Raw genomic sequence first — 14,325 nt, forward strand, 5'->3', positions numbered from 1 at the left:
ACTCTGACATAAGACAGTGCTTTGAACTTACTTTTACCCTTCAAAATTAGTAAGTTGCAACATTTTTTTGCCTGTGCATTCTGATGCACGGACGACGAAGCCCCGACGCGCGTTTTCAGCCCGTTATGCCGTTTTCCACGATGATGTTAAAGAGCAACCACAACACCCGCTGTAGTATTCGGGACGGATACACCTGCCACTAAGACCGTTAAGCACGGACAACTGGTCATACGGCCGCTGGCTAAGTAACAGCTAAAAAGATCCCGGCACGCTTTGGCCGGGATCGTTGTTTATTCAATGGGAGTTGCCACATATCCATTAAGGATATAAACATCTTCGACATTACATTCCGGATATATCCATTTAGCCCAATTGGTAATGACCCATTCTGTACTTAATGCTCTACCTTCGATTGATGCACTTTCGATTGGTAAAGATATTAAAATCAGGCCAGCTTTGTGACCCGAAGATACAACTAAGCCATGAGTTTCAAATAAATCTATGACCATAAAATCAACCCATTTTTCATATGGCCAAACAGCAGGTAACCTAAAGATAGTTCCTCGCTTGATAGATTTATTCTTATAGTCAATAAGTTTCATTATTTCACCTTCAAATCATGGCCACCTGACTTATCTAGGCTGTTAGGGATTTTTTGCATAGAGAAATCAACTTCGCCCAAATGCTTACCTTTCGGGCTGACAGCCTCAAATCGGCCATGCTGGGTATCAAGTGCATATAAATTGCCATCTGCTCCTCGATAAACATCTCGATTATTTAGTTTGGTCAACTTATTGTCTTTCACCATACCTTGTTCAAGGACAACTTTATTAACTGTTTCTTTTACAATAGCTACTCGTTCTCCTGGTGGAAGCTTGGACAGGCTCGCTTCAAAAGCACCAACAGTACTCCCTGTGGCAATTTTTATAGTTGGATCAACTACTTTAATAGCACCAGGGACTTTCTTACCAGGCAGAATGATACTTGCCAGTATTCCACCTGTCGCTTCCAGCGCCGTCTGGTTCCCTGTTGAAGCTTCTTTAACTGTATCAGCTATCGCTGACCAGGTTTCACTCTTCATCAACGCAGTAACGCTATCTGCTACTGCCTGATTCTTCCCTGCCAAGTCGCTCATCGCTTTGCTGCAATAGCTATCCCCGGCAGCACAGGAAGCCAGTGCCATCGCCGCATCAGCCGCGTAGTCCGCAGAGCCTAATGCTGCATCACCGGTATCAGCAAGACCATTGATAATGGCGTTTGCGATAGCAGAAGTGGTGCCTTCACCCAGCTTTTCCCTGACCTGATTTTTCAGAGATTCAGCCGCCTGCTTCGCCGCTTCTCGGGCCTTATCACCGCTGAGCGAGTTATTCTCAACCGCATTTTTCCCGGCCTGCGCCCCGGCAGCCGCCGACGCCGTACTGTCACCCGACAGACCACCGGCCATCCCTGCTGATATCGTTGCCAGCGTGCTGATGGTCTGCTTCTGATCCTCACTCAGTTGCGACAGGTCAGTCACATCAGGATACAGCATACCTGCAATCGCCCGGGCCGCAAGTTCACCCGTTGCCGCACCCGCTGCGCCCGCTGCCGCGCTGTTTCCCTGCATCGCCGCCACTGCGCCGCCCAGTATCGCGTGGGCAATAACATTTACCGCAGTATTGCCCTCTGTCGATTTAAGCAGATGCGCTAGCTCCGGTGCTGACGCCCCCGCCAGCGCGGCCCCCATATCACCACCAGCCAGCCCCTGAAGCGCCGCCGTTGCCGCCTGAATCCCCCGCTGAATATCGCTGCCCGTGCCATACTTCGCCAGTTCTTCCTTATACTTCGGCGTATCTTTCAGCTTATCCGCAGGCAGATTCGGATTGTCCCTGCGCGCCTCTTTCAGCGCATTTATCTCTCCCTGTGTTCTGGCAATATCCGCTGCCTGACCGCCAATATCACTGATGAGACTTACCGTCTGCAGCCGCTTCTGCTCTTTCTCTTTGTCAAAAATCGGGCTGATGCTGTCGTTCGCATGTTCCGTATCACGGCTCAGACCGGATACATCCTGCTGCTTGTTCGCTGTATCACGAACCGTAATTGTTCCTTCCGCTACCGCCGCCTGCGTAGTTCCTTCCGCATGCCCGCTGTTGCCTCCGGCTGATATCATCCCGCCTGGCATATTGCCTTTGAACGTGTCGCCGCCAAAAGAACCGCCGCCACTCAGGCTGACGCCTGAATGACTGACCTTAAAATCCGCTTCGTTATGAATGTCCCTGAACCCCAGCGTTCCGGTATCCAGGCTGTTTTTGTCCCCCGTTGCCGTCGAAGCGATTACCGCGCCGTCCAGTTGCGTGTGACGTCCCACCGCCACATCAAATCCGCCATCGCCCGCAAAAAGCCCTGTCTGCTCCTGAACCGAGTCATAAGTGCTTTTCATCTTGTCCTGGCTGGCGCTGATATAGCCCGAACCGGTCATGCTACCGAAGGTAAAACTGCCGCCTGCCGCTACGCTGTTCTGCTTCGATTTGTAGTCGTTGCTGTCCTGCTGGCTGCTCATCCACAGGTCTCGACCAATATCCGCGACCACTTTATCGCCGCTGACCTGCGCGCCATTCAGAAGGGCATCGCGACCACTGGTCATCGATACAATGCCACCGCTGTCCAGTGTGGTCTCCGTCCACGCCGTGCCGTTACCCTTCTCATGTCCTTTTGCCGCATTCACGTTGGCGAAGACGCTGATACCATAGCCATTGGTTCCTCCGCCAATGCTGACCCCTACACCGCCGCCGCTGCTGCTATTTTTCCCGGTTGTCTGTTGAGTGTTTGCCGCACCGCTCAGTACGATATCATTCGCTGCTGCAAGCGTGGTGTCCCCACCCGCCTTTATCTGGCTGCCGCCGATCAGAATATCGCCGCTGTTCCCGCTCTGACCTTTACCCGTCGCCGTAATAGCCAGATTGTTGCCTGCATTCAGGGTGCTGCCTGCCACAGTATCACTCCGGGCATGCTGCTCAGACTTTGATTTCTGGGAAGTCAGAGAAATGCTGACGCCTATACCGTTATTCGGATCGCCGCCAGCCTGAGCAACTGCAACCCCCTGCGCAGCCTGCACGCCGGAAAGCGCCGCTTTCGTTGCCTTCAGAGCTGCAAGCCGATCATCACTCTCATCTTTCGCATCCTGCGCTGCTGAAACCGCGCTGTTCACCGCACTGCCCACAGCCCCTGACAACGCCACCGTCAGTCCGCTGGTTTTCTGCTCAAACTTCTCATCACGGGTGCGTTTGTCGTGTCCCGGTTCAATAAGTACACTATCGCCGCGAACAGCAATATCTTTCTGGGCGATGATATCCGCGCCGCCGATATGTGCCTGCTGGCCTGCGGTGATACTGACGTTGCCCCCCGTTGAGCCGACAGTACTGAAGCTCTCGCTTTGGGTGGTGCCTTTTTCGCGCAGATCGTGCGTCGTTTTACTGCTACCTATGGTGAAGCCGATCCCGCCCGACCCCATCAGCCCGCTCTTTTTCGTCTCTTTAAAGTGCCATGAGGTATCCGTATTGGTCGCGGCAACAATATCCACATTGTTGCCAGCCCCCAGCGCCACATTGCCGTCACCGGCAACGGCTGAGCCCTGTACCAGAATGTTATTCCCGGCGGCGACAGTCACATTGTCCCCGCTCAGCAACGCGCCTTTTTCCCGCGTAGCACTGTCTTCTTCAATCGTATGGGTAGTCTTTTTACTGAGGAATCCTTTTTTGGTTTTCGTGGTTTCCTGGTAGTGATAATCGCTCACTGTGGCGGTCGTGAGATTCACATCCCGGCCTGCCGTGACGCCGATATCGCCCTGCGCCGTAACATCCGCTGCCTGCGCACTCACATCGCGCCCGGCGATAATGACCGTGTCGCCACCGCTGGCAATTTCCGTCCCCTGCTGGCGTACGGCGTCATTGACCACGGTTTTCTTCTTCGCACGATAGCTGTCGCCGTCGGTCGTTGCTTCAGCCAGCAGGTTGACATCTCGCCCGGCCTGGAAGCCGACATCATTTTCCGCTGCCAGCCCGGCCGCGTGGGAATTAATATCCTGACCCGCTTTCAACACCAGATTGTCACCCGCTGACACGGTGGTACGGGAAAGCCCTGTACTGTGCGATTCACTGCCGCCGTTACGGCTATTCTGCTGAGTGGTGGCCGCATTCAGACTGAGATCGTTACCCGCTGTAAGCTGAGCATTCCCTCCCGCGTTAACATTGCTGGCGGTGACGTTGAGGTTATTCCCGGCATTGATACCGAGGTTACCGCCCGCGCTGATGGTGCTACCCTGCCAGTCCACTGACGAACGGCTAGTCTCAGTTATCCAGCGTCCGGAGTGGCTCCGGGCATCGTTAATCTGGTTGGCATTTACCGCAATATCTCCCCACGCCTCCATCAGCAATGAACCGCCTGCAGAGAGATTCGCGCCCGTAACGGTGATATCTTTACCTGCCAAGAGCGACAATCCGTCCTGCGCGGTAATGGATGCCGTAGACCCCAGCAACGTATCTTTAAAGCTCACGTTGCGGTATTTGTCCCTGGCACTCACATCAATCTGTTCCGCCAGCGTCAGGTTATTGATGTTGCCGCCCAGGCTTTCCAGCGCCACCGTTTTTCCGCTGATGGCGGAGCTGACGTTATTGATATCACCCATCGCGCTCAGGTCGAGGTTGCCCCCGGCCTGCATCAGACTATTGTTAAGGTTGTTAATACTGTTTTGGCTGTCGAGGGTGAGATCGTTTCTCGCCAACAGCGTGCTGCCGGAGTTGGTGATATTCCCGCTGGTCAGTTGAACATTATTCCCGGCAATGACGCTACCGTTGTTCACGGTGATATCTTTCGGCGAGAGATACAGCTTCGGTATCATTACCGTCTCACCGTTGACGGTCGCGGCTTCCCACCACAGCATGCTGTGCTCAAGGGACGCTATTTGATCGGCCGTCAGCGCCACGCCAAATTTCAGTCCCAGCGACTGCTGGGTACTGGCAGCGCTATCCATCAGATAACGCATCTGATCAAGGTCAGAACCAATACCGTTGATATATCGACTTCCCGTCTGATTCAGCATGGCGTTACTGACATAGCGAGTATCAAACGCCGCATCACCGAGGAAGCGGTAGTCATATTCCGGGTTCAGTTTGAGACGATCGAGCATATAGGCCGATCCCAGGAACTGGTTTTGATCGGTATACGCAATATTGGTTTCACGCGGCGCTTCGCCAGGTTTGATACCCAGCATTGCATTCAAATCACCAAACAGGCTGGGATCGAGCTGACCAAGACCGTTCAGTTTCGGGTTAACGTTGATCAGGTACGGGCTTTTCGGATCGTCAGAGACGACGAAATACCCGTTCTTTCCGGAAGGTAACGGATACGCGCTGGTATCCACCGTTTTGCCCTGATTTTGCCCGGCAGCATTCACGCCCTTCTCGCCTGGGTTAATCAGGCCATTGAGTTGACCGAGGCTGGCGTTACCTTTCTGCGTGGTAGAAACAGGGTTGAGCGTAGAGTCTGATACGCCACCGCTTTCCAGCGCGCCGCCGCCGTTAATCTGCTGCAATGCGTCATGCAGTCGATCGTTCCACTGTGGGGAACTGACGCTCACCGTGTCATTGCCTGCCAACGCCTGCTTCTGCACCCCATTACTGATGGTTTGGTTGCTGAGGGTGTTGAGGGTTGGGGTAACGATGGTATTTATCCCCCCTCCCGTATTAGGCGTGGTACTGGTATTGCTAATATCTTGCGAAAAAACAGCCAGAGTTTTTCCGCTCGACTGAATCACCGAACGATATATCGTTGCACCCGCAGCATCTTCTCGATCGCTTCCTTGTGCAATGTAGTGAATTGGGTTCTTTCTATAACTATCGGCTTTTACTGAAGCAACAGGCGTCTCCCATTTGTTATCTTGTTGGTCAGCAATATATGTCCGATAACGGGTAACTGTACCGTCTGTCCAGGACTGATTTTGCAGGGTTGTACCCGAAAGATGCATATCCCCACCAGCCAATAGCGTACTTGCACTATTTTCCAGATGTCCCGCCTGAATGACCATTCCACGAGATGAACTAATGCGTCCCGCCCCACCATTGGCTGATACAGAAAGGGTAGAACGTGAGATTGCAATCTCCTTAGCCGGACTATTTTTCATCGCCTTAGGAACAGCTATGTTGTAACAATCAGGACTAGCGCCGTGCCCCGGACTCCCTCCACCGCTGCAGGATCGGTTAACAATGTAGCCATAGTCAGTTCCAAGTTTCAGCTCAGAAAGAGGAATATCTGCAAAACTCTCATTCAGCCAAGCGTACTGTTGTGTCAGATCTTCAGTTTTGCCATTACTTACCACCAGACCATCCCGCTGGTTCAGCAGATGTCCTGTTTTGATGGTGATATCACCGTTCTGGGTTTCGATATTGCCGGAGGTGTTGACCACTTCGCTGTTGGCATTGCCCGCAGCATCTCGCTGCATCCACAGATTGTTGCCCGCGAGAATATCGCCGCGCTGGTTGGTAATGGTGTTAGCATAAAGCGCCAGATTATTTGCCGCGTACAACAGCGCCGTATTGACGATGGCGCCCGGTGCATTGAGCGTCAGAGAGCCACGAGTTCCGGTGAAACCAGCGACTGAAATATTACCGCGACTGGTCAGCGTAATATCGCCACCGCCCTGTAACGTTCCGGCGGCATTGAGCGCTACGCTGTCGCCGCTAAAATAACTGACGCCGTTGCCAGTTGTAATTTGTCCGTTATTGCTGAGCTGTCCGCCCGCCGCCAGGTTGAGCGATTGCCCCTGAAGCACGCTACGGTTGTCGATAGCGCCATCGCTGGTAATGGTCAACGTTTTACCCGCGGCAAAAGCGCTTTGCGCAGTAAAATCATTCACCAGCCTCAGCGTCAGATTACCCAGCGCAACCACCTGTCCCAACGCACCCAGCCCGCGACTTTCAACGGACAGGTCGCCGCCGCTGAACAGTTTCCCGGCCGCATTCTGATTAACTTCGCTGGCATTCACACTCAGCTGCGAGTTGCCTAACAGCGTACCGTTATTCGTCAGTTGCACGTATTTCACCGACAGTTGACCGGCCTGCGCGGTTCCCTGGTTGGTAAACCTGGTCCCTGCAAGCGTGGCGCTGTCGGCCAGCCAGTTACCGTCATTGGTGGCCGTTGCCGCATTCAGAATGAGGTTTGTCGCCTGTAACCAGCCTGCACCGGAATACTGCGCCGTGGTCAGCGTCATTCCCGCGCCGGAAAGCAGTTTGCCGTCATTGAGCGCGCGAGTTGTGGCGTTAAGATGGGTCTCTCCGCCGCCCTGCATTAAACCGTAGTTGGACAGCACTGGCGTAGAAAGCGTCAGCCCCTGGCGGCTGACAATCTCCCCGGAAGCCTGGTTTATCAAATCACCACTCAGCGACAGCGTTGCGCCATTATCCCCTTGTAGTCTTCCGCTGTTGGTCAATGCGCCGGTCGTCATGCCCAGCGTCGCACCCTGAATTTTGCCATCGTTGGTGACTGACGCCGCAGTCAGATCCAACGCGCCGCCGCTCAGCATACTGCCCGCTTTCTGCTGCCTGACCGCACCGTTCATGGCAAGCGTGAGCGCATTTACGCCGCTAATCGCCGCGCTGTTATCAAGGGTTGTCCCCTTCAGCGTAAGATTTTTCGCCGTCCATTGCCCGGAGTTAGTCAGAGAAAGCGCCTGTAGCGTCGCGTTACCAAGGGCGGTAATTTTGCTGCCAGCCGCAGAAGTCAGGTTATTTGCGAGCGTAAGGTTCAGGGCGTCGGCGCTTTGTATTGCCCCATTGTTTGTCAGCGTTTGCGCATTGAGCAGAACAGACTGTCCCTGCCACGTACCGTTATTCGTCACATCGCCAGAAGTGAGTTTCAGCGCTCCCTGCGTCAGCAGTGAACCGCCTGCTGCGTTAATCAATTCCTGTTGCGGTGAAGCCATCGCCATTCGCGCCATTAGACGCTGACGAGCCTCCAGCGTCAGGCTTTGCAGGCCGGTCAGCGTGCCCTGATTGTGGATCCGGTTTTGCTGCAGGGTCAGGGTATTTCCCTGTACCGTGCCACTGTTATCGAACTGTGCGCCGTCGAGCGTTACGTCGCTCTCGCTGAGCAGCTTTCCGCTGTTATCAAGCTGCTGCGCGGTTAGTGACATTCCGCCATGACTCATCACATCGCCTGATGTGGTAAGGCCGTTGTTTATAGTAGCCGTCAGATTACCCAGGCTTATCAGCGATCCTTTGTGCAGCCAGTTATCAGCGGTCAGCGTAAGCTGCTGCCCCTGCAGCGTTCCTTGCGTCGTTATATTGCCAGCATCGAAGGTCATCGCGCCGCCGCTCAGCGTACGGGACGTTATGCCCGTCGTGAGTACATCGCCAGACAGCGCAAGCCCGTTAGTCCCCTGCCACAGGCCTGAATTGTTTAACGTCGAGGCTGCAAGTGTCAGCCTGTCACCGGCAATACGTCCGGCGCTGTTGATATCATCAGCAGTAAGCGTCAGTGCGCCGCCACTTTGAATGTGTCCGGGGTTGGTAAGTCGCCCGGATAGCTTGCCTTCCAGGCCATGTAAGCCGCTAAGCACGCCGCTGTTATTCAGCGAGTCGGCAGTGAATGCCAGAGTTCCGCCCTGCAATACACCGGCATTTTCCATCGCACCGGTATGCACCAACAACGCATTACCGGCCAACAATTTACCTGTGGCATCCGTGGTGAAGTTATTCGCAGAAACCGAGGTACTGTCGTTACCCTGTACCAGACCGCTGTTACGGATTGATTTTCCATCCAGAGTGACACTTTTCGCCGCCAGCGTACCGCGGTTATCCAGGGATGCAGTATTCATCGACGCCCCCTGTTTCGCCACCAGGCTCCCCAGGTTTTCAACCGAGTTTGCCAGCGTCAGGTTCAGGGAATCGGCCTGAATATCACCTGCGTTAATTAATTTGCTGCCGCGCAGCGTGAAGTCGGTATTCGTCAACAGCAGACCGTGGTTTTCCAGCGAGTCGAGGCCTAAATCCAGCCCCGCGCCGCTAACCAATTGCCCCTGCTGACCATTGAACAGATTGCGGGTGGTGAGCTGTAGCGCCGAATTACCCTGCACAATGCCGTTATTCACCAGCTCCGGCGCGAAAATACTAAGGGATTTTGCTGCAATCGTTTTGTCGTTAAACAACTGCGCCGCAGCCAACTCAAACAGGTTGAGACTGCGCAGCGATCCCTGATTATCCAGTCGCCCGTTAGCCTTAATCTTCAGGCTGTCCAGAGCCTGAACGCTACCGCCATTGCGCAGGCTATCCAGTCTAATTACCGCCGTACGGCCCTCCAGTTGGCCATCATTTTCGAAACGTTTTCCGCTGAGCTGTAGATCTTCGCCGCTGGTCACCTGCCCACCAGCAAGGTTAGTGAAGCGATTGCCATCCCAAGCGAGCGCCTGATTCCCTTGCAGGATCCCACTGTTGCTGAGATCGCCGTATAATGCCAGCACCTTCGCCGCCAGCATTCCGCTGTTATTCGCACTGGCGGCATGCACGGTCATACCTTGTTGACTGAGTACCTTGCCCTGGTTAGTGAACGCGTCGTGTACTGTTGCCGTCACCCCTGCTTCACCCAGCGCATTACCGCTGTTTTGCCACGTATTTGCGTCCAGACTCAGCGTGCCGCCCTGCAGCAAGCCGGTGTTGTGCAGGGTCTGATTCTTCAGGCTCAATTCACCCACCGACAACACATTACCGTCGTTTTTCACGTCCTGACTGTTCAGCGCTAGCGTATCGGCGGCCATGAGCCCAAGGTTATCTGTCTGCTGTCCGTTAACAGATAATGAGGCGTCCGCCAGCAGGCGCCCTGCGGCTTCGTTTTTTACCGTCGCATAATTACTTTGCAGATTAACGCCGTTAATTTCTCCCGTGTTAACCAACTGGCGACCGTTGAGGTCCAATGAACCGTCGGTGGTAATCAGCCCATGGTTGGTCAGATACGGTATATCCAGCGCCAGAGAATGCCTGGCATAGAGCGAGCCGCCGCTAAGGTTATCTAACTTATCAATCTGCAGGTCCATTGCCGCGTTGCCCTGCATCAGACCGCTATTCACAGCATGCTGACTGTGGAGAGTTAGCGTGTCGGCTATCAGAGAGCCGCTGCTGGTCAGCAGTTCAGGTGCAATAATCGAGATGCGTTCAGCGCTGGCGCTGCCGCTATGAGTCAGTGTCGCCGCGCTGAGCGTCAGGGTGTCTGCCAACAGTTCGCCATGGTTATCAACTGACTGCTGCGCGCTGAAACCAACGTGCGTACCCGTGGATTTTCCGCCATGGCTGAGCCTGTCTGCCGTTACGTCCAGCGAACCTTTTGCCGCCTGCACACCGTCCAGCGTCACGTTATCGCCATTTATCGCGAGGTCCTGGCCACTCTGCAGATGACCGTCTTTGCCGGTCGTCAACTGTTTTGCACTAACTCCAAGCGCACCTGCCGCATTAACCTGACCGTTCAGGCCAAGGTTATGCGCAGCGTTTATCTGTATAGATTTTTGTCCGGTGATAAGCGAGTCTTTCGCTGCGTTGAGGCTCTCTGCATTGATGGTCAATGCCTGGTCGCCGGAGAAGATACCCTGTTGTTCGACCGTAGCGGCCCGCACCGTTAATGCGCCTTCGAAAAGCAGCTTCCCGCTGTTATACAGCGTGGCATCAGCCCGGATATCCGCATCACTTTTCGCGCTCAGCGTCCCCTGCTGATTCAGCGTTGTCGTCTGTACTGAAAGCAGGCTGCCGCTCACCAGCGTACCGGAATTATCCAGCGACCCGCTGTGGACCGATACGCTGTTACCCTGCATCAGACCTGCGTTGTTAAGGCTGCTGACAGAAGCATCAAGACTGCCGTTTGTAGCCAGTTGACCACCATTAACGAGGTGCTCACCGGAAAGGGACAACGCGCCTACCGCATTGATCTGTCCCTGGTTATTCATTTCGCTACCGGTCAGGTTTAATGCGCCTTTCGCATCGGCCCGACTGGCGTTATCCAGTGTTATGCGCTGTGCCTTCAGCGTTAATTCGTTACCTGCAGAGAGCAATCCCCCTTTCGCCGACAGATCGCCGTTACTGTTAAGACTAACATCAGCATCACTACCCAGCGTGGAACGTGTCAGCGTCAGCCCATTAGTACCCGCGATATCCAGTTTTTCTTTACTGGTCAGGCTGCCGTCGGTGATTGTCAGCGAACCGTCACTGCGTAGTGAGGTGTTTTTCTGGCTAACCAGAGTGGTTGCGGCAACGGCTATATCCTGTTTAGCAGACACCTGCAACTCACCAGCTGCGGCAACTCCGCCACCATCGATCGTCACCCTACCATCGCTGCCCAGCTGCACGTTTGCGCCGCTGGAGAGATTTGCATCCTGTAGCGCTAACGCCCCGGTGCTGTTGATGACCATCCCGCTTGCGGTCTTATGACTGCCGGTCAACGTGACGCCTTCGCCCCTGGCGGAAAGACCACCATTTGCCAGACTGTTGCCGATCGTTAATTTCCCGTTAGCATTGAGGGTGATATCCCCCTGACGGGCATTCAGATTCCCGAGGTTGACCCCCAGGCCTTTCTCGCTGGAGACCAAATGAATTCGATTAGCATACATGCCGCCTAACGCGCCGGTATCTACCGCGATTTTCGGTGCTTCTCCTTCGCCATTCAGCGGGCTCGTCTGGCCATTCGCCGCAACGCGATTCGCCCCTGCGATAACTGTCAAATCTTTGGCGTGTAGCGCAGCATTAATTTCCGTGGCGCGGGCAATAATCGACACTGCATCGCTCTGGCTACCATCCAGCCCCTTACCTTCGATGGTAATACTGCCCTTGCTTACATCCAGCGACTGCAGGTTGCCGTTGGCGTCCAACACAGGTTTGCCGGTGGTCAGGGTGGCGTTAGGCGTATTGATAAATCCACAACCATTACAGGTAATGCCATAGGGGTTAGCGACCATGACGTTGGCGGCTTTCCCCGCGACTTCGGTATAGCCCTGCAGCTGCGAACGGTTAGCGCCGGTAACTTCGTTGATGATCCCTGAAGCTTCCTTTCCTGGCTGTAGGTTCGGGTTATTCTGGATGATGCCGCCGAGCTGGGTTTGGGTAAATTGCCCGGTCGCGTTGTTGAGGATAAGCCCCTCTTTTCCCACGTTGTAGTCGTTATATTTGTTGTGTGAAATCCCGGACTGGTTCGGCGTAGCAATATTCACCACCGGAACACCATTGGCGGCTTTATCCATTTGTGTATTGCCTTCAGGCGTGATGGTGGCAGCCATCGCCGGGAGCAACGGTTGGGTAGCCAGCAGGACACTCAACACGCCACTTAACAAACGCTGGGAAAAACGAACCTGATCCTTTTTCATCACCCTTGTTCCTTAAAATGCCACAGCAACGCGGTAATACACATTGAGATGATCCGGTGCCACCCAGTCCGGATAGTTAACTGGCGTTCCTACGGTAAACTGACTGGAGAACCAGCGCCCTGAGCTGGTTAATCCCAGCGCTGCCCCCCACAACGTGCCGGAAGCATACCTGTCAACACTATCCTGTTTCAGCCAGCCGCCGTCGAATGCCGCCATCGCGCCAATCTGTCCGAATACCGGCAGCGTAAACAGCGAATAATTCACTTCATTTCGCCAGTAACCGCCGTTATCTCCAGAAATGTATTGTTCTTTAAAACCGCGAACTGAGGTTTCTCCGCCCAACGTCAGGCGTTCACTGCCGTAGAGTCGGTCCACAGACCATTGAAAATAGACGCTGCTAAGCCACCACAGTCTTTCAGCCAACGGGCGCTGAAAACTGCCATTGACGCTCCATTTGCGAAATTCCGCCCTTGGCACATCCCCCTGTTTATCGTTGTCATCCTCTGCGCCAAACCACGGCACGCCCTGGGTGAATGAAGGGTTAAACGTCGCAACGCCAGAAGCAATTTTTTGCGTATGGTTGATGCCCAGCGAAACGCTGGAAAGCTTGCGGCTACTGGTTTCCAGCAGGACATCATTCAATCTATTACGGTTAATTCGATGCGTGAGACCCAGCGATGCAGCGGTCTTGACATCACCATTGCGAAACAAAACCCAGGATCCGTTCAACCGATGGGTTTCGCTATCACCAGTGGAACGCCAGGCATAACCATTGTTATCAATAGTGCTGAGGTAGTTACTCCAGCTGTAACTGTAATCAAGCAGTCCGTAGCCATAAGGAATACTCACGCCGGCTGCAAAGTTCTGCGCATCTTTGCTACTGGAAAAATCGCTGCTGCGTCCGCCGCTGATAAACCATTTATCTGCCAGGCCGAGCATATTATTGAAAAATAATGCACCACTGAGTTGCCCGGTTCCGGTGCTCTTTTGCCCGCTGTTATCAAAACTCACTGAACCACTGAGTGGAAATTCTGGCGTGGCGGTGAGGTTAACTATTGAGAACCCCTGCTGACTGCCCGGCAAAATTTCAATTTCCACCGGCGTCTGGCGAACCCGGTTCAACTGCTCCATCCCCTGTTCAATGTCACGCAGATTGAGAATTTTTCCTTCCATTCCGGGAAAGGTCATCAGCAGAGTGCGCGATGGGACGCCTTCCAGACGTATTTGCTGCAATTTCCCCTCAAGCACCGCGATATGCAGCACCCCGGATGAGAGATCCTGTTCGGTTAAAAAGGCACGACTGGTGATATAGCCTCGACTGATATACCAGTCGGAAATTGCATTTGTCAGTTCCGTCAGCCGGGGAATATCCAGGCATTGATTCACCCACGGCGCGATAAGCTTTGCCGAGGCAGCGGCGGACAACTTCGTTGCGCCGTCAATATCAATGCGTGAAATCATAAAACACGGCCCTTCAGCCCGGGCTGGCGTTTTCGGCGTTACGGTTTCAGGCAGCGTAACGCTACGCTCCAGCTCTTCACGCTGGCGCTGGTTTTCATTAAGTAGCTGCTGCTGTTGCTGCTGAATGGTATTACGATCCGCAGGAGAGAGTGGTGCGGCAGAAACAGTTGTGAACGGCAAAATTAACATCCCAATCAGTAATGCCAACTTTCTTTCATCCCTGAACTTCACCCCAACCCCCAAAAAAAGTACGAAAGCGAACTTGACTGCAAAGCACAGCCGACCATTTTAAAAAAGCACAAAATGTAAACAAAAGTAAAGACATTAAGTGCTGTTTCACTTCATTCCTATTGCATTTTAGGATTTTTTATATTTTTTAATTAGATTATTCTTACTCTATTGGCCCGATCTCATCGCTACTCGCCCATTTGCCCACATTCATCTTCTGGACAACACTCTACGATGACACCACTGACCCAACACGTGGAGCAAAC

3 protein-coding genes are annotated in these 14,325 nt (G+C 53.8%); all 3 read right to left on the minus strand.

The window, feature by feature from the left end; genetic code table 11:
* Positions 1–290: 290 nt before the first annotated feature.
* From imm45 to E4Z61_RS11905, 3 genes are read right to left on the minus strand one after another with little or no spacing between them, the layout of a single operon-like run.
* Positions 291–602 carry an Imm45 family immunity protein gene (gene imm45, locus E4Z61_RS11895; RefSeq protein ID WP_135322945.1) on the minus strand — a complete coding sequence of 104 codons (312 nt, stop codon included), beginning with the start codon at positions 600–602 and terminating at the stop codon, positions 291–293.
* Entirely contained in the window at positions 602–12,370 is an 11,769-nt protein-coding gene (locus E4Z61_RS11900; protein ID WP_167817551.1) for a hemagglutinin repeat-containing protein, read from the minus strand. Before E4Z61_RS11900 ends, imm45 begins: the two co-directional genes overlap by 1 nt.
* 12 nt (positions 12,371–12,382) lie before the next feature.
* The gene (locus tag E4Z61_RS11905; protein ID WP_135324931.1) at positions 12,383–14,020 is read right to left on the minus strand and encodes a ShlB/FhaC/HecB family hemolysin secretion/activation protein; all 1,638 of its coding nucleotides are present in this window, start codon (positions 14,018–14,020) and stop codon (positions 12,383–12,385) included.
* Positions 14,021–14,325: the final 305 nt, after the last annotated feature.

It is taken from the genome of Citrobacter tructae (genome assembly GCF_004684345.1).
Taxonomy (GTDB): domain Bacteria; phylum Pseudomonadota; class Gammaproteobacteria; order Enterobacterales; family Enterobacteriaceae; genus Citrobacter; species Citrobacter tructae.

Bases quoted from the DNA above. Each gene is read 5' to 3' on its own strand.
- imm45 (WP_135322945.1), bottom strand. From the start codon at position 602: ATGAAACTTATTGACTATAAGAATAAATCTATCAAGCGAGGAACTATC.
- E4Z61_RS11900 (WP_167817551.1), bottom strand. From the start codon at position 12,370: ATGAAAAAGGATCAGGTTCGTTTTTCCCAGCGTTTGTTAAGTGGCGTG.
- E4Z61_RS11905 (WP_135324931.1), bottom strand. From the start codon at position 14,020: ATGTTAATTTTGCCGTTCACAACTGTTTCTGCCGCACCACTCTCTCCT.